Raw genomic sequence first — 24,765 nt, 5'->3', positions numbered from 1 at the left:
CGCCTGCGCTGCTGAGCGGTGACCCCGTCACCGGCGCCGCGACGGCGACGGGGCGTCAGCGGCCCAGCAGGCGCTCCGCGTTCCGGGTGGTCAGCTCGCGCCAGTCCGCTCCCGGAGCGCCGTCGATCGAGGCCAGCTGCCGGGCGACGGCCTCCGGCGGCGTGAAGCAGAAGTCGCTGCCGTACAGCAGCTTCCCGGTGCCGACCACGCTCGCCAGCGCGGGGACCTGGGCCGGGAACGGGGTGCCCGCCAGGTCGAACCACAGACCGCGGAGCTGGTCGCGGGTCGGCGCGCCCCCGCCGGAGGTGAAGGTCGTGCGGAACAGCTCGATCCGGTCGGCGAGCAGCGCCAGCGTGCCACCGCAGTGCGGGATGACGAACCCGATGCCGGGGAACCGCTCCAGCGCCCCGCTGAACAGCAGGTCCGCCACGGTCCTGGTGGTGTCGAACGGGAACTCCAGCATCGGCCGGGGCCGGTCCGGTGACACGGCCTCCCAGCCGCGCGGCGACGTGGGGTGGACGAACGCGACGGCCCCCCGGCGGTCCAGCTCCTCCAGCAGCGGCGTGAACAGCGGGTCGCCGAGGTAGCGGCCCTCCACGTTGGACTCCAGGGCGACGCCGTCGGCCCCCAGCTCGTCCAGCGCACGGGCCAGTTCCGCCAGCGCCGCCCCGACGTCGGGCAGCGGCAGCGCGGCGAAGCTCCCGAACCGGCCGGGGAACCGCGCGGCGACCTCGGCAGCGCTGTCGTTGACGTGCCGGGCCAGCTCCGCCGCCGCGGTGTCGTCGCCGAGGTGCACGCCGGGTGAGGACACCGACAGCACGGCCTTCGCGATGCCGTTGTCGTCCATCAGCCGCAGGTGCCGCTCCGCGCTCCACGTCGGCCACGCGGGCATCCCGTCCGGCAGCGCGTGCCCGGACCGGGAGGCCTCGGCGACGTACCGCTCGGTCAGGAAGTGCGCGTGCACGTCGATCAGGTCCGCCATGCGGCCATGGTGCCCGAGCCGCGACGACGGCCCGCCGGGAACCCGGCGGGCCGTCGTCGAACGGGGCAGGCTACTTGGCGGCGGCCTCGTCGCGCTTGGACTTGACGAGGCTGGCGACCGTGGTGACCAGCAGGACGCCGATGATCACCGGCAGGGACACCTCGATGCCGATCGTCGGCACCGCCAGCGGCTCACCGCCGTTGAGGAACGGCAGCGTGTTGGTGTGCAGCGCCTCCAGGACCAGCTTCACGCCGATGAACGCGAGGATCAGCGAGAGGCCGATCGACAGGTACACGAGCTTGTTCAGCAGACCGCCGAGCAGGAAGTACAGCTGCCGCAGGCCCATCAGGGCGAAGGCGTTGGCCGTGAAGACGAGGAACGGCTCCTTGGTGAGGCCGAAGATCGCCGGGATCGAGTCGAGCGCGAACAGCAGGTCGGTCGTGCCGATCGCGAGCATGACGATGAACATCGGGGTCACGAAGCGCTTGCCGTCGATCTTGATGAACGACTTGGCGTCGTGGTAGCGGTCCGACACGGGGTAGACCTTGCGGACGAACCGGAGCAGCGCGTTCTCCTTGTACTCCTCGTCCTCGTCGTGCTTGGTCCTGGCCAGCTTGTAGCCGGTGTAGATCAGGAACGCGCCGAAGATGTAGAAGACCCAGCTGAACTGCGCGATGACCGCCGCGCCGACCGCGATGAAGATGCCGCGCATCACCAGCGCGATCAGGATGCCGACGAGCAGCACCCTGCCCTGGTGCACCTTGGGCACCTTGAAGGTGTTCATGATGATCAAGAAGATGAACAGGTTGTCGATGCTGAGCGAGTACTCGGTGATGTAGCCGGCGAAGAACTCACCCGCGTAGACACCGCCCGAGAAGTACCAGATGCCCAACCCGAACAGGATCGCGAGGGTGACGTAGAACGTCACCCAGCGACCCGCTTCGCCGAACGACACCTCGTGCGGCCTGCGGGCCACGAGCACGAGGTCCACGACGAGCAGACCCAGCAGGCCCACGACTGTCGCGAGCCACAACCACAGTGGTACAGACATGAGGAATCGACCCTCCGGCTCTCGGCGCGCGCGCCTGTGACCGGAGGTCTCCTCCGCCGGCTGACGCCGACCGGCGGAACCGGGAGCCAAGGGGAACTCCGTGCTGACGGCACCGCCGCGCTGGGAGTACTCCCCTCCGCGAACTGGGACAGTGTCCCTTATGTCCTGACCTCCTCGCCACACGGGGATGAGGCACCACCCTGATCGTGTATTCACCGTCGGCGGTTTTCCCGCCGGGAGGTTCACGCGGTTCACGGGGTCGGGTGTCCACGTCAACCACGTTCCGACTAGGGGTTTTCGGCGGCGGTTCGACGCGCGGACCAAAAGGTGAATTCAAATCACGAATTGCTCGCCCCCGGTTTCCTCGCCATTCGCCGTGGGTGACCGGTCGGGCACCCTCCGCTGCCGCGCGCCATTCGGGAAGCTGATGGATGGTAAGAACGCCGTCACGGCATCCGGTTCGGCCAGGTCTACTCAGAGTGGTTCTAGGGGTGCGTAATAAATCCGCCTCCGCAGGCGATGGCTCGTCGCTAGGTGCCTCCTCGGCTACGGTATGTAGCCGAGATTCGACGCATTATCTCGAATGGATTACGGGGTCTCTTTCGCGCTGGTGGATCGTGGGATACCGGGTTACGAATTGAGCCCTGCTGCCGGGTGTCGGCCGATCGGGTTCCCCACGCCGCGCGCGCAGGTGATGACCCTCAGTCCGCATCCCACCCAAGGACCGGTGTGCTCGTGAACCACGATTCGATGCAGCATTTCTCGTCGGGTCTCTGGACCCCGGTGCTGGCGTACGCCATCTCGGTGATCGGGTCGTTGATCGGCCTGTCGTGCATGTCGAGGGCCAGGAACGAGGTCGAGCGCAAGTCCAAGGTGCTGTGGACCGTCTTCGGGGCGCTCGCCATCGGCGGCGTCGCCATCTGGCTGATGCACTTCATCGCCATGCTCGGCTTCGACGTCACCAGCGGCTCCGTCAAGTACTCCGCCCCGCTCACGGCCCTGTCCGCGCTGATCGCGGTGGGTGTGGTGGGAGTCGGGCTGTCCATCGTGACCTTCCTGCGGGTCACCCCGGTGCGCCTCGTCGGCGCGGGCGTCCTGGCCGGTCTCGGCGTGGCGGGGATGCACTACATGGGCATGTCGGCGATCCGGTTCCAGGGCGAGCTGTCCTACAGCACGGCCCTCGTGGCGCTGTCGTGCGGCATCGCGGTCGCCGCCGCCACGACCGCCCTCTGGTTCACCCTGGTCGTGAAGACGGCCGCCGCCCGCGTCGCCGCGGGGCTCGTCATGGGCGTCGCCGTGACCGGGATGCACTTCACCGGTATGGCCGCCGTCACCGTGGAGGCGGATTCGACGATCCCCGCGCCGGTCGGCACCGACGTGTTCGACCTCGTGTTCCCCGTTTTCGTGATCGGTGGTCTGGTCGTCGCCGTTCTGCTGTGGACGTTGTTCACCTCCGAGAACGACCCGCTCGGCGAAACCGCGGACAACCTCGGCTGAATTCCCCGAAAACGTGGGCGCGCCTTCCCTGATCACGTCGTTTAAATTCCGTCGACGCGGCCGAGAACGTCAGACGAATTCGATTTCCTTCGTCCGGCGGGGCATCAGCAGAACGGTGAGCGCGCTGCACGCGGCGATCACCAGCAGGGCGAGGAAGACGTTGTGGGTCGCGTCGGCCAACGCGCTCCGCACGAACACCACCACGGGTGACGACGGGTCGGCGTGGCCGCCCAGCACGACCGTGGTGGCGTCCACGCTCGGCGGGAGGTCGGCCGCCACGTCGGCGGGCGGCTGGGCGAGCCGGTCGGCCAGGGTCGAGTTGGCGATGGCGCCGAACACGGCCACCCCCACGGCGCTGCCCAGCGAGCGGCTGAACATGTTCGTGGCGGTCACCACGCCCCGGCGCTCCCAGCCCACGGTCGACTGGACGGCGATGACGGTCGGGCTGGACACCAGCCCGAGGCCCACGCCCATCACGAACGCCCCCGCCGCGGCCTCCCAGACGGCCGACCCGCCGGACAGCAGGGCGATCACCACCGCGCCCGCGATCACGAACACGCTGCCGATCAGCGACGTGTCCCGGAACCCGATCCGCATGTAGACCCGCCCGGCCATCGCCGCGGAGATGGGCCACCCGAACGTCAGCGCGGCCAGCGCGAACCCCGCGACCAGCGCCCCCGTGCCGAGCACCCCCTCCACGAACGTCGGCAGGTACGACGTCAGCCCCATCAGCAGCGCGCCCACGATCAGCGCCGTCAGGTTGCCGCCGTTCAGCGTGCGGTGGCCGAACACCCACATCGGCAGGATCGGCTCGGCGACCCGGCGTTCCACCAGCACGAACACCACCAGCACCACGCCGCCGACGCCGAACACCAGCAGGCTCTGCCACGACCCCCACGCCCACGCCACGCCGCCCTCCAGCAGCCCGAGCAGCACCAGCGGGAGGCCGGTGGTGAGCAGCGCGGCACCGAGGTAGTCGACCCTGTGCACCTGCTTGACCACGTTCTCCTTGAACCGCAGCGCCAGGAACACCACCGCGACCGCGCCGAGCGGCACGTTGACGAAGAAGATCCACCGCCACGACAGGTAGTCGGAGAACACCCCGCCCAGCGCGGGCCCGATCAGCGACGCCACGGCCCACACGCTGGTCACGTAGCCCTGGACCTTCGCCCGCTCCTCCACGGTGTAGAGGTCGCCGAGCATCGTGATGCTCATCGGCTGCACGGCACCCGCGCCGATGCCCTGGACGGCGCGGGCCGCGATCAGCACCGGCATGCTCCACGCCGCGCCGGACAGCACCGAGCCCAGCAGGAACACGCCGATGCCGAAGAACATCACCGGCTTGCGGCCGTAGATGTCGGCGAACTTCCCGTACAGCGGCACGGTCACGGCCTGGGTCAGCAGGTAGATCGAGAACAGCCACGGGAACTGCGAGAACCCGCCGACGTCCTCCACGATGGACGGCACGGCGGTCGCGATGATCGTGCTGTCGAGCGCGACCAGCCCGGTGGTCAGCATCACCGCCAGCAGGACGGGACCGCGGTCCGAGCGGAGGCCCAACTGCTTCCGGGTGAGCGGTGCCGTCATGCGTTCGTGCTCCCAACGTCCGGGTGGGCTGAAGATCCCCCCACGACCAACACCGACCTCGTCCCCCGCCATTCCGCCCTGGGTGGAACGCGGTCCGGATCGGGCCGTCCGGGCGTCATTACCGCAGTTCGGCGATGTGATCGATAACATGTGCCGGTGGACAAGGTGACGCGGGAGCCTGCGATGACGGACGTGGCACGCCTGGCGGGCGTGTCGCACCAGACCGTGTCGAGGGTGCTCAACGGGCATCCGAACGTGCGGGAGCAGACGCGCAACCGGGTGCGGGCGGCGATCTCCGAGCTCGGCTACCGCCCGAACAGGGCAGCGAAAGCCCTGGTCACGGGCCGTTCGCAGGTGCTGGGCGTGGTGGCGCAGAACTCGACGCTCTACGGGCCCGCGTCGCTGCTGGTGGCGTTCGAGAACGCCGCGGCCGAGGCGGGGTTCACCGTCAGCGTGGGCAACGTCAGCGTGCTGGACCGGCACTCGATCGGGCGCGCGGTGGAGCAGCACCTCGACCAGCGGGTGGCGGGGATCGTGGTGATAGCGCCGGTCGCGTCGGCCAACGAGGCCCTCGACCACCTGCCCGCGGACGTGCCGCTGGTCACCATCGACGGCGACCCGGCCCGGCCCGCGGCGCTGGTCACGGTGGACCAGGCCGCGGGCGCGCGGGAGGCGACGAAGTTCCTCCTGGCGGCGGGCCACTCGACGGTGTGGCACGTGTCGGGTCCGTCGGACTGGTTCGACGCGATCGGGCGGATCGAGGGGTGGCGGGCGGCCCTCACCGAGGCCGGCGCGGAGATCCCCCCGGTCATGGCGGCCGACTGGACCGCCGCGTCGGGGTACCGGGCGGGGCAGATGCTCGCGCGGATGCCGGACGTGACGGCGGTGTTCGCGGCGAACGACCACCTGGCGCTCGGCATCCTGCGCGCGATGAGCGAGCGCGGCAGGCGGGTCCCGGAGGACGTGAGCGTCGTCGGGTTCGACGACGTCCCCGAGGCCGCCTACTTCATCCCGCCGCTGACCACGATCAGGCCGGACTTCGAGGCCGTGGCCAGGACGACGCTGGGGATGCTGCTCGGGCAGATCGAGTCCGGCTCGTCGACGTCCACGCGGCACACGATCGCGCCCGAGCTGGTGGTGCGCGACAGCGTCGCCGGTCCTGGACAGCGTTGAGAACGCTCATCACGATCTCGCGCTGACCGGATCTCCTTCACGGGCAAGGTGTCCGTCGAGTTACCGAAACGTTGCGCCGTTCTGTTGACGGCAGGAATGTTAGCGATAACACTTCGGCGGACAAGCTGTCGGACGAAGGTGTCTCACCATGGTGATCGATCCCCAGGACGCACTCGTGGTCGGAGTCGACTTCGGCACGCTGTCCGGCCGCGCCGTCGTGGTGCGCGTCCGCGACGGCGCCGAACTCGGCAGCGCGGTGCACGAGTACCGGCACGGCGTCGTCGACCGCGTGCTGCCCGCCACCGGACGGGCGCTGCCGCCGGAGTGGGCGCTCCAGGTCCCGTCCGACTACGTCGACGTGCTGCGCGAGGCCATTCCCTCGGCCCTCGCGGCGGCGGGCGCCGACCCGAGGCACGTCATCGGCGTCGGCACGGACTTCACCGCGTGCACGATGGTGCCGACCACGGCCGACGGCACGCCGCTGTGCGAGCTGCCCGAGTTCGCCGAGCAGCCCCACGCCTACGTCAAGCTGTGGAAGCACCACGCCGCGCAGGGCCAGGCCGACCGGATCAACGAGCTGGCGCGCAAGCGCGAGGAGCCGTGGCTGCCGCGCTACGGCGGGCTGATCTCCTCGGAGTGGGAGTTCGCCAAGGGCCTGCAACTGCTGGAGGAGGCCCCCGAGGTCTACGCCGCGACCGAGCACTGGGTCGAGGCCGCCGACTGGATCATCTGGCAGCTCACCGGCACCTACGTGCGCAACGCGTGCACCGCGGGCTACAAGGGGATCCGCCAGGACGGCACCTACCCGAGCCAGGACTTCCTGCGCGAGCTGCACCCCGGCTTCGAGCGGTTCGTCACCGACAAGCTGGACCACGAGATCGGCGCGCTCGGCGACCGCGCGGGCGGGCTGTCCGCCGAGGCCGCCGCGTGGACCGGGCTCCCCGAGGGCATCGCGGTCGCGGTCGGCAACGTCGACGCCCACGTCACCGCGCCCGCCGCGAACGCCGTCGAGCCCGGCCAGATGGTCGCGATCATGGGCACCTCCACCTGCCACGTCCTGTCCGGCGCAGACCTCCGCGAGGTGCCGGGGATGTGCGGCGTCGTGGACGGCGGGATCATCCCCGGCCTCTGGGGCTACGAGGCGGGCCAGTCCGGCGTCGGCGACATCTTCGGCTGGTTCGTCGAGCACAACGTGCCCGCCGACTACCAGCGGCGCGCGGCCGAGCGCGGCATCTCCGTGCACGACCTGCTCACGGAACTGGCCGCGGAGCAGGAGATCGGCGAGCACGGGCTGGTCGTGCTCGACTGGCACAGCGGCAACCGCTCGGTGCTGGTCGACCACGAGCTGAGCGGCCTGGTCGTCGGCCAGACGCTCGCCACCCGCGCCGAGGACACCTACCGGGCGCTGTTCGAGGCGACCGCCTTCGGCACCAGGACCATCGTGGACGCCTTCGTCGCGTCCGGCGTCCCCGTCACCGAGCTGATCGTCGCGGGCGGTCTGCTGCGCAACGAGCTGCTGATGCAGATCTACGCCGACGTGACCGGCCTGCCGCTGTCGGTGATCGGCTCCGAGCAGGGGCCCGCCCTCGGGTCGGCCATCCACGCCGCGGTGGCCGCGGGCGCCTACCCCGACATCCGCGCGGCCGCCGCCGCCATGGGGTCCGTCCGCCGGGGCGTCTACCAGCCGGTTCCGGCGAACGTCGAGGCCTACCAGGCGCTCTACGCCGACTACGTCGAGCTGCACGACCACTTCGGTCGCGGCGGGAACGACGTGATGCACCGGCTGAAGGCGCGCAAGCGCGCCGCGACCGAGGGGAAGAGCTGATGTCGTTGGGACAGGTGATCGCGGACCTGCGACGCACCGTCGCCGAGCTGCACGGGGAGCTCACCAGGTACGGGCTGGTGATGTGGACCGCGGGCAACGTGTCGGCGAGGGTGCCGGGGGAGGACCTGATGGTGATCAAGCCGTCGGGCGTGTCCTACGACGAGCTGACCGCCGCCACGATGGTCGTCACGGACCTGCACGGCGAACTGGTGGAGGGCGACCTGGCCCCCTCGTCGGACACGGCGGCGCACGGGTACGTGTACCGGCACATGCCCGAGGTCGGCGGCGTCGTGCACACGCACTCGCCCTACGCCACGGCGTGGGCCGCGCGCGGCGAGCCGATCCCGTGCGTGCTGACGATGATGGCCGACGAGTTCGGCGGTGACGTCCCGGTCGGCCCGTTCGCCATGATCGGCGACGACTCCATCGGCCGCGGCATCGTGGACACGTTGCGGGACAGCAGGTCCCCTGCCGTGCTGATGCGCAACCACGGCCCGTTCACGGTCGGCCCGGACGCCCGCTCCGCGGTGAAGGCCGCCGTGATGGTCGAGGACGTCGCCCGCACCGTCCACATCGCGCACCAGCTCGGCAAGCCGGGCGACATCGGCCAGGACGACATCGACCGCCTGCACGTCCGCTACCAGAACGTCTACGGGCAGGCCTGAGCCCGTGGAACCACGAGGAGAGCCAGCCATGTCGACCGCCGCCAAGCCCCAGCTGTGGTTCCTCACCGGCAGCCAGCACCTGTACGGACCCGAGACGCTGGAGCAGGTGGCGAGCCAGTCGCAGCAGATCCAGCGCACGCTCACCGCGTCCGGCCGGATCTCCGCGGAGATCGTGTGGAAGCCGGTGCTGACCGACTCCACCGCGATCCGCGCCGTCATGCTCGCGGCCAACGCCGACCCGTCGTGCGTCGGCGTGGTCGCCTGGATGCACACGTTCTCGCCGGCCAAGATGTGGATCACCGGGCTGGACGTGCTGCGCAAGCCCCTGCTGCACCTGCACACCCAGCTCAACTCGGCGCTGCCGTGGCAGTCCATCGACATGGACTTCATGAACCTCAACCAGGCCGCGCACGGCGACCGCGAGTTCGGGTTCATCCAGACCCGCCTCGGGGTCGCGCGCAAGACCGTGGCCGGGCACGCGTCCGACCCGGCGCTGGCGACCAGGATCGACGGCTGGGCGCGGGCCGCGACCGGCCACAGCCACCTGCGGAACCTCAAGCTGGCCCGGTTCGGCGACAACATGCGGGACGTCGCCGTGACCGAGGGCGACAAGGTCGAGGCCGAGTTGAGGTTCGGCGTCTCGGTGAACACCTACGGCGTCAACGACCTGGTGGCCGTGGTCGACGCCGTCGCCGACGACGCGATCTCCGTGCTGGTGGCGGAGTACGCCGACGCCTACGACCTGGCGCCGGAACTGGCCAGGGGCGCCGAGCGGCACGAGTCGCTGCGCTACGCCGCCCGGATCGAGCTGGGGATGCGGCAGTTCCTCACCGAGGGCGGGTTCGGCGCGTTCACCACGAACTTCGAGGACCTCGGCGGTCTCCGGCAGTTGCCGGGCCTGGCCGTGCAGCGGCTGATGGCCGACGGCTACGGCTTCGGCGGCGAGGGCGACTGGAAGACCTCCGCGCTGCTGGCCGCGGTGAAGGCGATGGGCACGGGCACCGGGCGCGGCACGTCGTTCATGGAGGACTACACCTACCACTTCGGGCCCGGCGAGCCGAAGATCCTCGGCGCGCACATGCTGGAGGTGTGCCCGAGCATCGCGGCCCAGCGGCCGTCGTGCGAGATCCACCCGCTGGGCATCGGCGGCAGGGAGGACCCGGTCCGGCTGGTGTTCGACGCCACGGCGGGCCAGGGCGTGGTGATCGGGCTGTCCGACCTCGGCGACCGGTTCCGCCTGGTGGCCAACGAGATCGAGGTCGTGCCGCCGGACGAGCCGCTGCCGAACCTGCCCGTGGCGCGCGCGGTCTGGAAGCCCGCCCCCGCGCTGTCCACCTCGGCCGAGTCGTGGCTCACGGCGGGCGGGCCGCACCACACGGTGCTGACCCAGGCCGTCGGCGCGGAGACGCTGCGGGACTTCGCGCACATGGCGCACACCGAACTCGTGGTGATCGACGGGGCGACCACGACGGCGGACTTCGGGGACCGCCTGCGCTGGAACCAGGCCTACTACCGACTCGCCCAGGGCTTGCCCGGCTGGCGATAGCACGAACCGATCCCGACAGGAGAGACCGATGAAGTTCACCCGTGTCGCCGCGATGGGTGGCGCTCTGGCGCTCACCGCGGCGCTGAGCGCCTGCGGCTCGTCCACCAAGACGGTCGACCAGCAGGCGGAGTCCGGGTCCGGTGCGGGCTCGCTCGTGGGCGTGACCATGCCGACCAAGTCGTCCGAGCGGTGGATCCACGACGGCGACAACATCAAGGCGGCGCTGGAGGAGCAGGGCTACCAGGTCGACCTCCAGTACGCGGAGAACGACATCCCGACGCAGGCCAACCAGATCGAGAACCAGATCACCAAGGGCGCCAAGGTGCTCATCGTGGCCTCGATCGACGGCAAGGCGCTCACCACGCAGATCCAGCAGGCGGCCGACAAGAAGATCCCGGTCATCTCCTACGACCGGCTGATCCTCAACAGTCCCAACGTCGACTACTACGCCACGTTCGACAACTTCAAGGTCGGTGTCGAGCAGGCCACGTCCCTGCTGACCGGGCTCGGCCTGAAGAAGGCCGACGGCTCCGAGGGCGACGCGAAGGGCCCGTTCAACATCGAGCTGTTCGCGGGGTCGCCGGACGACAACAACGCCACGTTCTTCTTCAACGGCGCCATGTCCGTCCTCCAGCCGTACCTCGACAAGGGCACCCTCGTCGTCAAGAGCGGCCAGAAGGACTTCGCCACGGTCGCGATCCTGCGGTGGGACCCCGCCACGGCGCAGCGCCGCATGGAGGACGTCATCACCTCCAGCTACGGCGGCGGCGCGCTGGTCCAGGGCGTGCTCTCGCCCTACGACGGCCTGTCCATCGGCATCCTCTCGGCGCTCAAGAGCAACGGCTACGGCACGGGCACCCAGCCCTACCCGATCGTGACCGGCCAGGACGCCGAGGTCGCCTCGGTGAAGTCGATCGTGTCCGGTGAGCAGTACTCCACCATCTACAAGGACACGCGCCAGCTCGCCGACGTCGCCGTGAAGATGGCCGACGCCATCCTCAAGGGCGGCAAGCCCGAGATCAACAACCCGACCGACTACAACAACGGCCAGAAGGTCGTCCCCACCTTCACCCTCCCCGTGGTCACCGTCGACAAGGCCAACTACCAGAAGGTCCTGATCGACTCCGGCTACTACACCGCCGACCAGATCAAGTAGTCGCCGCCGGCCGGGCCCCCACCGGGGCCCGGCCCGTGAAGGGACCGACCAGCGATGGCAGACGACATCCTGCGCATGCGGGGGATCACCAAGACCTTTCCCGGCGTCAAGGCGCTCCAGGACGTGGCGCTGTCCGTGCGCCGCGGCGAGATCCACGCGATCTGCGGCGAGAACGGCGCGGGCAAGTCGACGCTGATGAAGGTGCTGTCCGGGGTGTACCCGCACGGCTCCTACGACGGCGAGATCACGTTCGACGGCGAGCCGTGCGCGTTCTCCGGGATCCACGACAGCGAGCGGCGCGGGATCGTGATCATCCACCAGGAGCTGGCGCTGTGCCCGCAGCTCTCCATCGCGGAGAACCTGTTCCTGGGCAACGAGCTGGCGCACCGCGGCCTGATCGACTGGAACCGCACCAACCACGCGGCGGCCGAGCTGCTGGAGCGCGTCGGGCTGCGGGAGAACCCGACCACGCCGGTGCTCGACATCGGCGTGGGCAAGCAGCAGCTCGTGGAGATCGCGAAGGCGCTGTCCAAGGAGGTGCGGCTGCTCATCCTGGACGAGCCGACCGCCGCGCTGAACGACGAGGACTCCGCCCACCTGCTCGACCTGCTGCGCGAGCTGCGCGAGCAGGGCATCACCTGCGTGATCATCTCACACAAGCTCAACGAGATCGCGGCCGTCGCCGACTCGATCACGATCCTGCGCGACGGCCGGACGATCGAGACGCTGGACATGGTCACCGACGACGTGACCGAGGCCCGGATCATCTCCGGCATGGTCGGCCGCGACCTGTCCGACCGCTTCCCGCCGCACGAGCCGAACATCGGGGAGGAGGTGCTGCGCATCGAGGACTGGACCGTGCACAGCCCGACCCAGCGCGGCCGGGTCGTGGTGTCGGGCGCGAACCTGGTGCTGCGGCGCGGGGAGATCGTCGGACTGGCCGGGCTCATGGGCGCGGGCCGCACCGAGCTGGCCATGAGCGTGTTCGGCCGCTCCTACGGCACCGACATCTCCGGCCGGGTGGTCAAGGACGGCCGCGAGATCGACGTCCGCACGGTGCGCGACGCGATCCGCAACGGCATCGCCTACGTCACCGAGGACCGCAAGCGCTACGGCCTCAACCTCATCGAGGACATCAAGCGCAACATCTCCGCGGTGGGCCTGTCGAAGCTCGCCAAGCGCGGGTGGGTGCACGAGAACGAGGAGCAGCGGGTCGCCGAGGACTTCCGGCGCAGCATGAACATCAAGGCGCCCGGCGTCGCCACGACCACGGGCACCCTCAGCGGCGGCAACCAGCAGAAGGTCGTGCTGTCCAAGTGGATCTTCACCGATCCGGACGTGCTGATCCTCGACGAGCCGACCCGCGGGATCGACGTCGGAGCCAAGTACGAGATCTACACGATCATCAACAAGCTCGCGGACGAGGGCAAGGCGGTGCTGGTGATCTCCTCGGAGCTGCCCGAGCTGCTGGGCCTGTGCGACCGCGTCTACGCCCTGTCGGCCGGACGGATCACCGGTGAGGTCGACCGCGCCGACGCGACCCAGGAACGACTCATGCACTTCATGACCAAGGGACAGGAGTAGCGGCATGACCAGCACCGCGCCCACGGACGCCGAAGTCCCTGCCGAAGTCCACAAGGGACGGAAGCCACCGGCGCAGCGCCGGTTCTCGATCAACCCCCGGCAGAGCGGCATCTACGTCGCGTTCGGGCTGATCGTCGTCCTGTTCACCGTCCTGACCGACGGTGCGCTGCTCCAGCCCCAGAACATCTCCAACATCATCGTGCAGAACTCCTACGTGCTGATCCTGGCGATCGGCATGATCCTGATCATCATCGCCGGGCACATCGACCTGTCCGCGGGATCGGTGGTGGCGCTGACCGGCGCCATCTGCGCGGTGCTGACGGTCAACATGGGCGTCCCGTGGCCGCTCGCCGTGCTGATCACCCTGGTCGCGGGCGGCGTCATCGGAGCGTGGCAGGGCTACTGGGTCGCCTACTTCGGCATCCCGGCGTTCATCGTCACGCTCGCGGGCATGCTGGTGTTCCGCGCGCTCACCCTGACCGTGCTGGGCAACCAGGGCATCGGCCCGTTCCCCGACCAGATCCGCACGCTGTCCAACGGCTTCGTCGAGGGCTTCCTCGGCAACATCGGCCTCGGCCCGCTGGGCGGCGCCGACCTGTTCACGCTGCTCGTCGGGATCGCCGTCGTCGCGGGCATCGCCATCACGCAGTGGCGCTCGCGCCAGGGCCGCATCGGCTACGGCCAGACCGTCGACCCGTTCCCGCTGTTCGTGCTCCGCATCGTCGCGCCCGCCGTCGTGGTGCTCGCCGTCGTCGTGCAGCTGGCCCGGTTCAAGAACCTGCCGTGGGTGCTCGTGCTGCTGGCCGCGCTGGTGCTGGGCTACTCGCTGCTCACCAACCGCGCGGTGTTCGGCCGCCGCATCTACGCCGTCGGCGGCAACCTCCAGGCCGCCACGCTGTCCGGCGTGAAGGTCAAGTCCGTCACGTTCTGGATCTTCGTCAACATGGGCGTGCTCGCGGCCCTCGCGGGCGTGATCTTCGCGGGCAGGCTCAACCAGGCCGGACCCACCGCGGGCACCGCGTTCGAGCTGGACGCCATCGCGGCGGCCTTCATCGGCGGCGCGGCCGTGCAGGGCGGGGTCGGCAAGGTCGTCGGGGCCATCACCGGCGGTCTGATCATGGCGGTCATCAACAACGGCATGTCCCTGATCGGCGCGCCCAGCGAACGGGTGATGCTGGTGAAGGGTCTCGTCCTGCTCGCGGCCGTCGCCTACGACGTGTGGACGAAGAAGCGGGCGGGCTCGCGCTAGCCGTCGTGCGGGACGGGTCGGCCGCCCTTACCGTCGAGGGATGACCGACCTCTCCGCACGACGCTCGCACCCGATCGCGGGCCTGGCCGTCTTCGGCGCGGCCGTGGCCGCGGTCGCCGTGATCGGCTCGCTGTCCGCGGTCTCGGCCGCCTCGGACTACGCGGCGCTCCGGCAACCGTCGTGGGCGCCGCCGTCCTGGCTGTTCGGTCCGGTGTGGACGACCCTCTACGTGATGATCGCCTTCTCCGGCTGGCTCGCCTGGCGGGCCGGGGCGCGGCGCGAGCTGGTGCTGTTCGGCGCGCAGCTCGTGCTGAACGCCCTCTGGACGCCGCTGTTCTTCGCCGCGGGCCAGTACGGGCTGGCGCTGGTGGACATCGTGCTGCTGCTGGCGAGCATCGTCGCGCTGATCGCCGTCTTCGCCCGCCGCAGCCGCCTGGCCGCCGGGCTGCTCGTGCCGTACCTGCTGTGGGTGGGGTTCGCGACCGCCCTCAACGCGAGCATCTGGTCGGCGAACACCTGAGCCCTCAGTACGGCATGACGTTGCCCTCGCCGTCGTAGGCGACGAGCCGGAACCCGCCCAGGTCCTCGTCGACGGGGATGTCCCGCGGGGCGAACCAGAAGATCGTGATGTTGCCGTCCGCGCTCCACCCGGCCGTGCGGGCGGTGGCGACCTGCTCGTCGCCCAGTTCGAGCACGATCCGCCGCACGTCGCCCTCGTAGTACCCGTACAGCCGGGTTCCCCCCGCCGCCGCGCCGCGGGTGGTGACCGAGTGGAAACCGGTCCAGTGGCCCGCCGCGCCCGTGGTCTGCGACGGGATGACCCGGCCGACGCCGTTCGTGCCGATGGTCAGCCCGTACCCGGTTCCGCCCGGTACCGCCGGCCGTTCGGTGTCGCGCGTCGCCGTGGGGGCGCGCCCCTCGCGGTGGGTGGGCTCGCGGTACCCGGCGACGAAGTAGAGGACCTCGTTGGCGAACCCGGTCGTCACGACGTTGCCGACCGGGAGCGAGCCGGGGTTGGCGGGCCTGGCGGCGGTGACCTCGATGGTGGGCTGCTCGGGGACCGTGCCCGCGCCCGACCCGCCGAGGACGGAGATCGCCACCAGCAGCGCGGCCGTGCCGCCGACGACCCCGCCGCCGCGCACGAGCCTGCGCCTGGTCCTGATCCGCCGCCCGGACTCCATGACCGCGCCGACGTCGACCGAGCCGAACCCGTCGGGGGGCGAGCCGTGCAGGGCCGAGCGCAGTGCGTCGAGGTCCGTCATCGGGTCTCCTCCCCGGCGGTGGCGCCCGCGGGCGACAGGGTGGTCCTCAGCTTGGCCAGCGCACGCGAGTTCGTGCTCTTCACGGTCCCCAGCGACACCTTCAGCTCGGCGGCCACCTCGGCCTCGGACAGGTCGAGGTAGTGCCGCAGCACGATGATCGCGCGTTCCCTCGCGGTCAGCTGCGCCAGCACCCGCATCAGCCACTCCTGCTGGGCGTGGTCCTGGGTGAAGTCGCGCGCCTCGGGGTGGTCCGGGAACGTCTCCCGCACCTGCTCCTTGATGGGCCGCCGCCACCGGTCGATGGTCAGGTTGGTCAGCACGCGCCGGGCGTAGGCGTACGCGTCCTGGTTGCGCACCCTCGACCAGGACGCGTACGTCCTGGCGAGCGCCGACTGCACGGCGTCCTCAGCCTGGTGGCGGTCGCCGATCAGCAGGTGCGCGGCGCGCAGCAGCCTGGCCGAGTTCGCCTCGACGAACTCCACGAACTGGCGGTCACCCCTGCTCACGTGCCTCCCTCGCGCACTCCACGCCGATACCGACGGATGGCACCGCCGAAAGGTTGAGGGGTCGCGGCCTCAACTTCTCGGCGGCCTGCCTCGTCAGGACCCAGTGCGAGCCCCGACCGCGAAGGAGGCACCGTGCTGGACCGCAAGGCACTGTCCGTGATGGCCATCGGAGCGTTGACCCTGCTCGCCGCGTGCGGCACGGCACCGCGTCCCGCGGAGACCGTCCCGCCCACGTCCTCGGCCGCGGACACCGGCGCCCCGGCCGCCTTCGTGGCACCCCCGGCCGCCGGGAGCCCGGAGAGCAAGGCCGAGGCCGACTCGGTGACCTCGGAGAACCTGATCGCGGACTGCATGAGGGCGCAGGGGTTCACCTACGTGCCGAGGCCGCTCAAGTTCGGCAGGGCCGCGGGCAACCTGGCCGGGACGGACCCCGCGCTCGTGCCGTACGAGGACCTGAAGAGGTACCGCGCGAAGTACGGGTTCGGGCACTTCGCCCGCGACGTCTACCCGGACGACCTCGACGTCTCGTTGCCCGAGCCGCCGCCGAACCCCAACACCGCCATCCGCGACGCGCTCGACGAGGCCGGGAAGAAGGCCTACGACCTGGCGCTCGACGGGGGAGCGCGCGAGGCGGGGGCGCGCGACTCCGCCCAGCCCCCTCGGTCGGCCGACAGCTGCTCGGCCAGGGCGTCCGAGCGGGTCTACGGCGAGGAGAAGCCCGCCGATCCAGCCGAGGAGGCCGCCGCCGCGCAGGCCCAGCGGGAGTTCCAGACCGACCCGCGGCTCCTGGAGGCCGCCCAGGGCTACGCGACCTGCCTGCGCGGCCAGGGCTACGAGGTGACCGCGGTGGAGCCGGGGGCGATCGAGCGCACGGTCGAGCAGGTCGCGACGACGCTGCACGCCGAGGCGCGGGGCGAGAACCTCCAGCAGGGCCTCGACCGCGAGATCACGATGGCGCTGGAGGACCTGGAGTGCGGCAGGGCCTACGAGGTCGTCGCCAAGCCCAAGGTCGAGAAGGTGCTGGCCGAGGGCGGGGTCGGCTGAGGTGGCCGGTCCCCGGCGTGGTCGGGTCGGGGCGACGCAGCTCGTGACCGAGACACCCGCGGCGGGCACGACGCTGACGTCCGGTGACGGGCTGATGGAGGTCGGCGGCCGACCGGTGCCCGCGCCGCCGCGGCCGTCGCCCGACCGGACCCTGCCCGCCGTCGGCACGACCACCGGCCTGCTGGGCGCCGCGATGGCCACGGGCCGCTGCCGCGACGAGGGCCACCTGGCCGGGCGCGACCGCGTGGCCGTCCTCGGTGGCGGCGCGGCGGAACTGCTCGGCGTGCACCGGACCGCGGCCGGACCCCTAGAGGCGCTCGGGGGCGTCGATGCCCAGCAGCGACAGACCGAGCACGAGCACCCGTGACGTGAGCTGGGCGAGCACCAGCCTGGACTCGCGCGCCTCCGGGCCCGTGCCGTCCTTCAGGATCGGGCAGGCGTCGTAGAACGTGGTGAACGTGCTGGCCGTCTCGTACAGGTAGGTGGTCAGCTTGTGCGGCGAGTACGCCTCGATCGCCGCGTCCACCGCCGCCGGGAACCCGAGCAGCTTCACCACGAGCGCGCGCTCGGCCGGTTCGGTCAGCACGACCGGCGCGCCCGCCGACGGCACCGACCCCGCCTTCGCCAGGATCGAGCGGATGCGGGCGTTGGCGTACTGGAGGTACACCGAGGTGTTGCCCTCCTTGGCCAGCATCTTCTCCCAGGTGAACACGTAGTCGCGCTCGCGGTCGTTCGACAGGTCCGCGTACTTCACCGCGCCGATGCCCACGACCTTCGCCAGCCGCGCCTGCTCCTCGGCGTCGAACGCGGTGCGCTCGGCGATCACGGCGGCGGCGTGGTCGACGGCCTCGGTCAGCAGGTCGACGAGCTTGAGCGTGCCGCCCGCCCGCGACCGGATGGTCTTGCCGTCCTCACCGAGGATCGAGCCGAACCCGACGTGCTCGGCGTGCTGGTCGGTGAGGTAGCCCGCCTGCCGCGCGGCGGCGAACACCATCGTGAAGTGCTGCGCCTGCGGCGTGCCGACGACGTAGAGCAGGTCGGTCACCTCGCGCTCGCGGACCCAGTACCGGATCGTGGCGAGGTCGGTGCTGGCGTAGTTGTAGCCGCCGTCGCTCTTGCGGATGATCAGCGGCAGCCGGTCGCCCTCGCGGTTGGTGAAGCCGGGCGGGAACACGCACAGCGCCCCGTCGCTGACCTCGGTCAACCCCTTGGCCTCCAGCTCGGCGACGGTGTCGGCGAGGTAGGGGTTGTAGAAGCTCTCCCCGTAGACGTCGGCCGACGTGAGCCCGATGCCCAGCAGCTCGTACACCTTCTCGAAGTGCCGGGTGGACTCCTCCACGAGCCCGCGCCACAGCGCCAGCGTCTCCTCGTCGCCGCCCTGCAACGCCACGACCCGCAGCCGGGCCCGCTCGACGAAGTCCGGGTCGGCGTCGAACTTCTTGCGCGCCGCCACGTAGAACCCGTTGAGGTCGCTGATCGAGTGCGACCCGGACCCGGCCTTCCACCCCTCGTCCACGAGGTGCTCGATGAGCATCCCGAACGGCGTGCCCCAGTCGCCGAGGTGGTTGTGCGGGATCACCTCGTGGCCCGCGAAGCGCAGCAGCCGCATGATCGCGTCACCGATGATCGACGACCGCAGGTGGCCGACGTGCATCTCCTTGGCCACGTTCGGGCTCGACAGGTCGATCGCGACCCGGCGCGGGGCGTCGGTCGCCGCGGCGCCCATCCGGTCGTCGCCGAGCAGACCGGCGGCCTGGTCCTGCAACCACTCGGTGCGCAGCACGAGGTTCACGAACCCCGGCCCGGCGATCTCCGGGGTCTCCACCAGGTCCGCCGAGTCCAGGTGCTCGACCACGGCCTGCGCCACGTCGCGCGGCGCCTTCCCCAGCTTCTTGGCCAGGCTCATGGCCACGTTGCACTGGTAGTCCACACCCTCGCGGGTGGAGGGTCGCACGAGCGCCTCGGCCGGGGTGATGTCCACACCCAGGGCCGTGCGCAGCGCTACCGCCACCCGACGACCCAGTTCCACTCCGACGTCACCCTGCAACACCGCTAGACCTCCAGGCTCGTACTTCCTTGAGCCCAGTATCCCGCCCGGTGGAAATCGGGTTCGTCAGCCCACGACGCGGCGGATCGTCGCGACCGGACCGATGGCGTCGATGGGCGACACCTTGACCGTCTCGCCCGAGGTCGGGGCGTGCACCGCGTAGGTGCCGTCGATCGCCATCGCCACGTGCCCGAGGTCGGCTCGGTAGAGGATCAGGTCACCGGCCCTGACCTGGTCGCGCGGCACGGCGGTGCCGATCAGGGCCTGCGTGTAGGTGACGCGCGGGATGGTCACGCCCGCCCTGCGGTACGCGGTCTGCATGAGCCCGGAGCAGTCGTAGGTGTCCGGCCCGACGGCGCCCCACACGTACGGCTTGCCCAGCTCGCCGAGCGCGAACCGCAGCGCGTCACCGGCCGCGCCCGCCGGGATGTTCGGGTTGACCGACGGTCCGGTGCCGGACAGCCGGGCCAGGTCTGCCGGGGCGAGCGCGCCGAGCGCCTGCCGCACCTCGGTCACCGTGCCGTCCAGACCCGCCTTGCGCTGGTCGGCCAGAGCCACGGCCGCGAGCGCCTCGTCGGCCAGCCGCTGGGCGGTGCCGCGGTCCTCCTCGGCCTTCTTGCTGGTGGCCTCGACCTGCGCGCGGGCGTCCTCGGCCTTCTTCTGCGCCGCGGTGGCGTCGTCAGCCGCCCTCTGCGCCGTCGCGACCATCGCGCCGTGCCGCTCGGCGTAGACGTCCATGATCATCGCCGCGTCGAGGTACTCCTCGGGCGACTCGCTGCTGAACACCGCCGCAAGCCCGTTGAGGCGCAGGCCCTTGAACGAGATCTCCACCAGGTGGTCGACCTCGTCCTGCAAGGTCGTGGCCAGCGCCCTCGACTCCTCCTGGAGGGTCTTCGCCTTCGCCGCGGCCAGCACGGCGTCCTCGGCGGCCTTCTTCGACGCCGCCGCGTCCGTCGTCGCCTTCTCGGCCGCGGCGCGCTTGTCGAGCAGGTTCTGCTGCGCGGCGAGCGCGTCCTGGTTGGCGGTGGCCGCGGCCTGGCTCAACTCCAGGTACCTGGTCATCTCCGCCGAGTTCGGCACGGCGGGGGAGTTCGGCAGCGTCGGCGTCGTGGTCGGCGCGGCGGTCGAGGACGACGACGAGGACGGCGGCGCGGTGGTCGTGCTGCCCGCGGGCGGCGTGGTGGTGGCGGCGGGCGGGGTGGTCGTCGTCGGGGGAACGGTCGTGGTCGGGGGGACCGTGGTGGTGGGGGGTGCGGGCGTCGTGGTCGGAGGCGGGGTCGTCGTCTCCGGAGGGGGCGTCGTCGTGCTCGACGGAGCGGACGAGGACGGGTCCGGCTGGGCCACGGACGCGGGGGCTCCACCGGCGAGCACCACGGCGACCACGAACACCACCACGAGACCACGCATGGACGCCACCCCTCATAGGCACCGCGAACCCCACCACTTTGTCACGGTGAGTGGTCAATTCGGCGTAAGGCGGGGAGCGAAGTTCTCAGCGAAGTGCGAAAACGGGCGACGAACTGACCGGTTCGCGTCACCGGAAGCGACAGCTCCATCCTTTCGGGGGGGTGGCGGGTGACCCCTCCGGTACCGGCCGCCGCCACTAGCCTCGTACCCGTGATCCTCCTGCCGAACGACGTCCTGTCCCTGCGGGTGCTCGACTTCGCCCGCCTGCACGAGGCGCCCCCCGTCCTCAACCACAGCGTGCGCACCTACCTGCACGCCGCCGCCATCGCCGAGCGCGACGCCGTCGAGCACGACGCCGACACCCTGTTCCAGGCGTGCGTGCTGCACGACATCGGCACCGCCGACGCCTTCGACGGTCCGGTCCGGTTCGAGGTGGAGGGCGCGGACGCCGCCGCCGCGTTCCTCACGGCCGAAGGCGTGCCCGCGCGGGCCGTCGACCAGGTGTGGGAGGCCATCGCGCTGCACACGTCCGGCCAGATCGCCGAGCGGCGCGGTCCGATCACCATGCTCACCCGCCTCGGCGTGCTCGCCGACTTCGGCGAGGGCAGCGCGGAGTTCGAACGGGCCTACCCGAGGCTCGACATCGAGGTGGAGTTGAAGCGGCTGGTCGTGGAGCAGGCGCGGCGCAACCCCGCCAAGGCTCCGAAGTCCTCGTGGCCGGGCTACCTCACCAGGACGAGGATCGACCCGGACGACTTCTAGGCCAGGACGTCGTCCCAGTGCCGCTGGGAGGCGGCCCGCCACTCGTGGTGCTTGCTGTGGAACAGCTCCGCGGCCTTCGCGCCGGTCCAGTTCTCCGGCAGCAGCACGGAGGGCAGGTCCGGGTCGAGGAAGGGGAACCGGCGCCACTCGTGGACCAGCAGGGTCTGCGCGTGCAGCGCGTTCTGCCCGGTGGTCGGCCGCACTCCGCTGAACTCGTCGATGAAGTCCTGGTACCGCAGGGTCAGGTCGCTCAGGTCCCACGCCCGCGCCACCAGGTCGTCCACCTCGCCGATCGAGCCGAACTCGGCGACGAACGACATCACCGGTGACTCGACCCCCAGTTCGGCGATGATCCTCGCCGCCTCGGCCTGCCTGCGCGTGTCCGGACTGACCCACACCCCCGGCTGCGGCGACCCGAACCCCGACCACGTCAACCGCGTCCGCACCCGGTGCCGCAGGTCGCGCTTCGCCTCGGGCACCGTCACGAACAGCATCAGCCACCGCCCGTCCCAGTCGCCCTGCTCTCGGCCGAACTCGGAGACCCGGTGAGCGCCCTCCGCCAGCAACCGGTGCCCCGGCGCCGTCAGGCACCACCGCACCCGCCGCCCCACCCGCTCCGACCGCAACCAGCCCTCCGCGGCCGTGCGGGACAGCGCCTGGCGCGCGGACTTCTCCTCGACCCCGAACAGGGCCAGCACCTCGACCACCGTCGACGTCCAGACCGGCGCCCGGCGGGGCAGCACGTACTCGCCCAGCACCGTCATCAGCACCGAGCGCGCGCTGGCGTGGCTGACCTCGCGCCGTCTCGACACCCTCGGGTGTGCGCCGTCCGCCATGTGCCCCACCAGCCTCGCTGAGGCAGCCCATTGTGATCTCCCCGACGAGCGGGCACAAGGATCGGGGAGAACGTCCACTCAGGACTCGGGTCTGAGCTTGCCGACCAGGTGCTCCAACACCGTCGCGAACAGCTCGGCCTCCGCGGGCGACCACTCCGCCACGATCTCGTCCAGCCGGTCCACCAGCCGCCGCCGAGCCGAGTCGATCGCGGCCCGCCCGTCGTCCGTGAGCAGCAGCAGCGTCGACCGCGCGTCCCCCGGATCGGGCTCCCGCACCACCAACCCGGCCTTCTCCAGCCGCGCCGCGTACCGGGTGGTCGCCGTCCGATCGATCCCGATCTCGTCCGCGAGCCGCGTCGAACTCACCGGCTCCATCCGCGCGATCCCGCTCAGCACCGGGTACGTCGTCTCGTCGACCCCGGTCACGTCGGACACCAGGTCGTCGTACAGGTGAGCCCTGGTGCTGCGGCGGAGCAGCAGGCCGAGAGCGGCCTCGACACGAGCGGCGGCGGAATGCACCCGATCAGTGTACGTGCAAGCGGCACGCACATCGGCTACAGTCCCATCTACGTGCAAGCGGCACGCACCCAAGCACCGGGAGATTCCATGGCCACCACCCCGCAGGACGTCCTCGCCGACGGCGAGGAAGGCACCCGCTTCGGCGACGAGTACGTCCGCAAGGGCACCATCGCCGCCTTCATCGTGAACGCCAAGGTCCTGGAGTCCGCGCCGGAGGGCAGTCCGGAGTACGAGGGCGCCGCCGCCCAACTCCGCACCCTGAAGTCCGCGCTGGACGCCGTGGGCCTGTTCGACGTGGTCACCATCCGCGCCCCGGCCGTGGCTGCGGTGCTGGCGGGCAGATCACCGGTGGACTCACGCAGAGCCCACTGTCCCGCTCCCGACCTCGTACCCGTGCGCCCGGCTGCGCCCTGAGCCGCAGCTCGGCCGCACCCGCTCACACGGCCCGGATCACCTCGACCGCACCCGCTCACACGGCCTGGATCACACGGCGTGCAACGGCCTGGCGGTCCGGTAGGCCAGTTCGGCCCACACCGTCTTCCCCCAGGTCCGCCGCGAGATCCCCCACCGCTCGGCGACCCGTTCGACCAGCACCAGGCCCCGTCCTCGGTACTTCCCCAACCGCGAAGTACCCATCACAGGCAGGAGATCAGCTTCTCCGTCGTCGACCTCGACCCGCACCCCGTACTGCTCGGGCAGTTCGGACACCCTCACCCGGCAGGGTGGAGTCGCGTGGTCGTACACGTTCGACACGAGTTCGTTGACCAACAGGACGGTGTCGTCCACGCAATCCTCGGACGCACCGCAGAGCACTTCGGCAACCCAGAGCCGCACGGCCGACAACGGCGGATGCGGGAACCGGCTGAGGTCGAGCGCCGCTGGCAGCTTCAGAACCGGTTTCACGAGCCTCCCACCACGAGCTTTAGGGCCCGCCATCTCCGAGACGAGGCCACGCAGGTGGTAGGTACCCCCATTCGGACGTCCCCACACGACCAGCCAACCCCAGCCCACCACCCGACGCCGCCATGCAAGGAAATCCGGTCCGCGCCAAGCCCGATCACCGACGCCAGGTCGTGTGTCGAGGACGCGACCAGCGCGTGTCGGTGGGCCAGGGCACCGCCGGGGACGTGAGCGTCGACTCCCCAGGTCGGCTACCAGGCAACGGTGCAGCTCGCAGCCATCGCCACCGAGCTACGACACAGGGGAGAACACGATCTGGACCAACCCGGCCCCGCATCAATGACGACAACGAACGATCCACCCAGGTCAGCCGACGACCACGGGCCCTGACCCCGATGGCGGACACCAGACGGACTCAGATCCGGACGATCCGGGTAGAGAGGAGCCCCGCACGGATGGCGATGAAGCACCACCCGTCAAAGTTCCGGGCCGAGGCCGGTCGCGCTCTACCGGTCCCGACCGGGCACGACGACCAGAACGGTGGCCCAGGACCTCGACACCAGCCACGAGACGCTCCGCAACTGGATCCGGATCGACGACGGCCACTCCGCGACCGGATCGTCGGCGGGTTCGGCCGAGGACGAGAACGCAGCGCTGCGCAAACGAATCCGCGAGGTGGAGGAGGAACGCAGCATCCCGCGCACAGCGGCGACGAGTTTCGCAGGGGAGACGCGCTGGTGAACAGCTTCGGAGTCCGTCGCAAACCACCAGCGATGTCACGGCCTGAAGAGGTTGTGCCAGGTCATCGGGACTGCCCGCACCCACACCATCCATCGCGACTCGACCGAAACCTATGGCGTCCCGCGGCTCACCGTCGACCTAGGCGAAGCCGGGCACGTGGTCGACCTCAACCGCATCGCACGGGTCATGCGCGGCATCGGCCTGGCCGGGCTGTGACTGCGCCGCCGACACCGCACCACCACCCACCACGGGGCGGTCGCGGCAGTAGACCGGCTCGGCTGGGGCTTCAAGCACCCCAGCCGCCGATCACCCCCCTACATCGGCGACATCACCTATCTACCGATCACCGACGGCACCTTCGCCTGTCTCGCGATCGTGATGGACCTGCGCTCACGCCGCCTGGTCGGCTGGGCCATCCCCGAGCAC

The 24,765-nt window shown here is 70.7% G+C and carries 24 protein-coding genes and 1 pseudogene; 15 read left to right on the top strand and 10 right to left on the bottom strand.

Going from position 1 to position 24,765, the window contains the following annotated elements; translation table 11 throughout:
- Window positions 1-55 precede the first annotated feature (55 nt).
- Both VFZ92_RS08210 and VFZ92_RS08205 read right to left on the bottom strand, forming a co-directional pair.
- Window positions 56-982 (bottom strand): amidohydrolase family protein, encoded by a 927-nt coding sequence (locus VFZ92_RS08210; protein ID WP_330875203.1) that lies wholly within the window; start codon window positions 980-982, stop codon window positions 56-58.
- A gap of 70 nt (window positions 983-1,052) precedes the next feature.
- Window positions 1,053-2,033, bottom strand: a complete 981-nt coding sequence (locus VFZ92_RS08205) for a TerC family protein (protein ID WP_330875202.1) — start codon at window positions 2,031-2,033, stop codon at window positions 1,053-1,055.
- Between the two features lie 750 nt (window positions 2,034-2,783).
- Between VFZ92_RS08205 and VFZ92_RS08200 the strand changes: the two genes are divergently transcribed.
- Window positions 2,784-3,530, top strand: a complete 747-nt coding sequence (locus VFZ92_RS08200; protein WP_330875201.1) for an MHYT domain-containing protein — start codon at window positions 2,784-2,786, stop codon at window positions 3,528-3,530.
- A gap of 69 nt (window positions 3,531-3,599) precedes the next feature.
- Here the strand turns inward: VFZ92_RS08200 and VFZ92_RS08195 are convergent, their stop codons facing one another.
- A complete protein-coding gene (locus VFZ92_RS08195) occupies window positions 3,600-5,117 on the bottom strand; it encodes an MDR family MFS transporter (protein WP_330875200.1) in 1,518 nt (505 codons plus the stop codon).
- A gap of 183 nt (window positions 5,118-5,300) precedes the next feature.
- Between VFZ92_RS08195 and VFZ92_RS08190 the strand changes: the two genes are divergently transcribed.
- The 8 genes from VFZ92_RS08190 (at window position 5,301) to VFZ92_RS08155 (ending at window position 14,835) form a co-directional block, all read left to right on the top strand.
- Window positions 5,301-6,290 (top strand): LacI family DNA-binding transcriptional regulator, encoded by a 990-nt coding sequence (locus VFZ92_RS08190; protein WP_330875199.1) that lies wholly within the window; start codon window positions 5,301-5,303, stop codon window positions 6,288-6,290.
- A gap of 148 nt (window positions 6,291-6,438) precedes the next feature.
- A complete protein-coding gene (araB, locus tag VFZ92_RS08185) occupies window positions 6,439-8,115 on the top strand; it encodes a ribulokinase (protein WP_330875198.1) in 1,677 nt (558 codons plus the stop codon).
- Window positions 8,115-8,780, top strand: a complete 666-nt coding sequence (locus VFZ92_RS08180) for an L-ribulose-5-phosphate 4-epimerase (protein ID WP_330875197.1) — start codon at window positions 8,115-8,117, stop codon at window positions 8,778-8,780. Before araB ends, VFZ92_RS08180 begins: the two co-directional genes overlap by 1 nt.
- 28 nt (window positions 8,781-8,808) lie before the next feature.
- Window positions 8,809-10,326, top strand: a complete 1,518-nt coding sequence (gene araA / locus VFZ92_RS08175) for an L-arabinose isomerase (protein ID WP_330875196.1) — start codon at window positions 8,809-8,811, stop codon at window positions 10,324-10,326.
- 28 nt (window positions 10,327-10,354) lie between these two features.
- Window positions 10,355-11,482, top strand: a complete 1,128-nt coding sequence (gene chvE / locus VFZ92_RS08170; RefSeq protein WP_330875195.1) for a multiple monosaccharide ABC transporter substrate-binding protein — start codon at window positions 10,355-10,357, stop codon at window positions 11,480-11,482.
- Window positions 11,483-11,536: 54 nt separating this feature from the next.
- Window positions 11,537-13,066, top strand: a complete 1,530-nt coding sequence (gene mmsA / locus VFZ92_RS08165) for a multiple monosaccharide ABC transporter ATP-binding protein (RefSeq protein WP_330875194.1) — start codon at window positions 11,537-11,539, stop codon at window positions 13,064-13,066.
- A 4-nt stretch (window positions 13,067-13,070) separates the two neighbouring features.
- On the top strand, window positions 13,071-14,315 hold the full coding sequence (gene mmsB, locus VFZ92_RS08160) for a multiple monosaccharide ABC transporter permease (RefSeq protein ID WP_330875193.1): 1,245 nt from the start codon (window positions 13,071-13,073) through the stop codon (window positions 14,313-14,315).
- A 40-nt stretch (window positions 14,316-14,355) separates the two neighbouring features.
- Window positions 14,356-14,835, top strand: coding sequence for a TspO/MBR family protein (locus VFZ92_RS08155; RefSeq protein ID WP_330875192.1), 480 nt, complete (start codon window positions 14,356-14,358; stop codon window positions 14,833-14,835).
- 4 nt (window positions 14,836-14,839) lie between these two features.
- Here VFZ92_RS08155 and VFZ92_RS08150 read toward each other — a convergent pair whose 3' ends face one another.
- Window positions 14,840-15,577: a hypothetical protein gene (locus VFZ92_RS08150; protein WP_330875191.1), complete on the bottom strand. Its 738-nt coding sequence runs from the start codon at window positions 15,575-15,577 to the stop codon at window positions 14,840-14,842.
- Entirely contained in the window at window positions 15,574-16,083 is a 510-nt protein-coding gene (locus VFZ92_RS08145; RefSeq protein WP_330875190.1) for a SigE family RNA polymerase sigma factor, read from the bottom strand. Before VFZ92_RS08145 ends, VFZ92_RS08150 begins: the two co-directional genes overlap by 4 nt.
- Before the next feature lie 132 nt (window positions 16,084-16,215).
- Here VFZ92_RS08145 and VFZ92_RS08140 point away from each other — a divergent pair, with 132 nt between their 5' ends.
- The gene (locus tag VFZ92_RS08140) at window positions 16,216-17,127 is read left to right on the top strand and encodes a hypothetical protein (RefSeq protein WP_330875189.1); all 912 of its coding nucleotides are present in this window, start codon (window positions 16,216-16,218) and stop codon (window positions 17,125-17,127) included.
- 43 nt (window positions 17,128-17,170) lie between these two features.
- Window positions 17,171-17,494: a hypothetical protein gene (locus tag VFZ92_RS08135; RefSeq protein ID WP_330875188.1), complete on the top strand. Its 324-nt coding sequence runs from the start codon at window positions 17,171-17,173 to the stop codon at window positions 17,492-17,494.
- Here the strand turns inward: VFZ92_RS08135 and argS are convergent.
- Window positions 17,435-19,177, bottom strand: coding sequence for an arginine--tRNA ligase (argS, locus tag VFZ92_RS08130; protein ID WP_330875187.1), 1,743 nt, complete (start codon window positions 19,175-19,177; stop codon window positions 17,435-17,437). The two genes, VFZ92_RS08135 and argS, sit on opposite strands and share 60 nt — an antisense overlap.
- Window positions 19,178-19,240: 63 nt before the next feature.
- On the bottom strand, window positions 19,241-20,581 hold the full coding sequence (locus VFZ92_RS08125; protein WP_330875186.1) for a C40 family peptidase: 1,341 nt from the start codon (window positions 20,579-20,581) through the stop codon (window positions 19,241-19,243).
- A 210-nt stretch (window positions 20,582-20,791) separates the two neighbouring features.
- On the opposite strand from VFZ92_RS08125, the gene VFZ92_RS08120 reads away from it, so the two are divergent.
- Window positions 20,792-21,343 carry an HD domain-containing protein gene (locus tag VFZ92_RS08120; RefSeq protein WP_330875185.1) on the top strand — a complete coding sequence of 184 codons (552 nt, stop codon included), beginning with the start codon at window positions 20,792-20,794 and terminating at the stop codon, window positions 21,341-21,343.
- Here VFZ92_RS08120 and VFZ92_RS08115 read toward each other — a convergent pair.
- Window positions 21,340-22,179, bottom strand: a complete 840-nt coding sequence (locus VFZ92_RS08115; protein ID WP_330875184.1) for a PaaX family transcriptional regulator C-terminal domain-containing protein — start codon at window positions 22,177-22,179, stop codon at window positions 21,340-21,342. The two genes, VFZ92_RS08120 and VFZ92_RS08115, sit on opposite strands and share 4 nt — an antisense overlap.
- 78 nt (window positions 22,180-22,257) lie before the next feature.
- Window positions 22,258-22,698 carry a MarR family winged helix-turn-helix transcriptional regulator gene (locus VFZ92_RS08110; RefSeq protein ID WP_330875183.1) on the bottom strand — a complete coding sequence of 147 codons (441 nt, stop codon included), beginning with the start codon at window positions 22,696-22,698 and terminating at the stop codon, window positions 22,258-22,260.
- 87 nt (window positions 22,699-22,785) lie between these two features.
- Between VFZ92_RS08110 and VFZ92_RS08105 the strand changes: the two genes are divergently transcribed.
- Window positions 22,786-23,112: a hypothetical protein gene (locus tag VFZ92_RS08105; protein ID WP_330875182.1), complete on the top strand. Its 327-nt coding sequence runs from the start codon at window positions 22,786-22,788 to the stop codon at window positions 23,110-23,112.
- Between the two features lie 69 nt (window positions 23,113-23,181).
- Here the strand turns inward: VFZ92_RS08105 and VFZ92_RS08100 are convergent, their stop codons facing one another.
- Window positions 23,182-23,634, bottom strand: coding sequence for an ATP-binding protein (locus VFZ92_RS08100; protein ID WP_330875181.1), 453 nt, complete (start codon window positions 23,632-23,634; stop codon window positions 23,182-23,184).
- Window positions 23,635-24,117: 483 nt separating this feature from the next.
- Between VFZ92_RS08100 and VFZ92_RS08095 the strand changes: the two are divergent.
- A pseudogene (locus VFZ92_RS08095) lies at window positions 24,118-24,339 on the top strand (transposase); the annotation flags it as partial.
- 51 nt (window positions 24,340-24,390) lie between these two features.
- Window positions 24,391-24,555 carry an IS3 family transposase gene (locus VFZ92_RS08090; protein WP_330875180.1) on the top strand — a complete coding sequence of 55 codons (165 nt, stop codon included), beginning with the start codon at window positions 24,391-24,393 and terminating at the stop codon, window positions 24,553-24,555.
- Window positions 24,556-24,765: the final 210 nt, after the last annotated feature.

The organism is Umezawaea sp., assembly GCF_036375055.1.
Taxonomy (GTDB): domain Bacteria; phylum Actinomycetota; class Actinomycetes; order Mycobacteriales; family Pseudonocardiaceae; genus Umezawaea.
Note: the sequence above shows the minus strand (reverse complement) of the source record. Positions and strands in the feature narration are given on the sequence as shown.

What these genes read in the sequence shown, in the direction of transcription:
- VFZ92_RS08210 (WP_330875203.1), bottom strand. Translation starts at nt 982, where the DNA reads ATGGCGGACCTGATCGACGTGCACGCGCACTTCCTGACCGAGCGGTAC.
- VFZ92_RS08205 (WP_330875202.1), bottom strand. Translation starts at nt 2,033, where the DNA reads ATGTCTGTACCACTGTGGTTGTGGCTCGCGACAGTCGTGGGCCTGCTG.
- VFZ92_RS08200 (WP_330875201.1), top strand. Translation starts at nt 2,784, where the DNA reads ATGCAGCATTTCTCGTCGGGTCTCTGGACCCCGGTGCTGGCGTACGCC.
- VFZ92_RS08195 (WP_330875200.1), bottom strand. Translation starts at nt 5,117, where the DNA reads ATGACGGCACCGCTCACCCGGAAGCAGTTGGGCCTCCGCTCGGACCGC.
- VFZ92_RS08190 (WP_330875199.1), top strand. Translation starts at nt 5,301, where the DNA reads ATGACGGACGTGGCACGCCTGGCGGGCGTGTCGCACCAGACCGTGTCG.
- araB (WP_330875198.1), top strand. Translation starts at nt 6,439, where the DNA reads ATGGTGATCGATCCCCAGGACGCACTCGTGGTCGGAGTCGACTTCGGC.
- VFZ92_RS08180 (WP_330875197.1), top strand. Translation starts at nt 8,115, where the DNA reads ATGTCGTTGGGACAGGTGATCGCGGACCTGCGACGCACCGTCGCCGAG.
- araA (WP_330875196.1), top strand. Translation starts at nt 8,809, where the DNA reads ATGTCGACCGCCGCCAAGCCCCAGCTGTGGTTCCTCACCGGCAGCCAG.
- chvE (WP_330875195.1), top strand. Translation starts at nt 10,355, where the DNA reads ATGAAGTTCACCCGTGTCGCCGCGATGGGTGGCGCTCTGGCGCTCACC.
- mmsA (WP_330875194.1), top strand. Translation starts at nt 11,537, where the DNA reads ATGGCAGACGACATCCTGCGCATGCGGGGGATCACCAAGACCTTTCCC.
- mmsB (WP_330875193.1), top strand. Translation starts at nt 13,071, where the DNA reads ATGACCAGCACCGCGCCCACGGACGCCGAAGTCCCTGCCGAAGTCCAC.
- VFZ92_RS08155 (WP_330875192.1), top strand. Translation starts at nt 14,356, where the DNA reads ATGACCGACCTCTCCGCACGACGCTCGCACCCGATCGCGGGCCTGGCC.
- VFZ92_RS08150 (WP_330875191.1), bottom strand. Translation starts at nt 15,577, where the DNA reads ATGACGGACCTCGACGCACTGCGCTCGGCCCTGCACGGCTCGCCCCCC.
- VFZ92_RS08125 (WP_330875186.1), bottom strand. Translation starts at nt 20,581, where the DNA reads ATGCGTGGTCTCGTGGTGGTGTTCGTGGTCGCCGTGGTGCTCGCCGGT.
- VFZ92_RS08115 (WP_330875184.1), bottom strand. Translation starts at nt 22,179, where the DNA reads ATGGCGGACGGCGCACACCCGAGGGTGTCGAGACGGCGCGAGGTCAGC.
- VFZ92_RS08105 (WP_330875182.1), top strand. Translation starts at nt 22,786, where the DNA reads ATGGCCACCACCCCGCAGGACGTCCTCGCCGACGGCGAGGAAGGCACC.
- VFZ92_RS08100 (WP_330875181.1), bottom strand. Translation starts at nt 23,634, where the DNA reads ATGGCGGGCCCTAAAGCTCGTGGTGGGAGGCTCGTGAAACCGGTTCTG.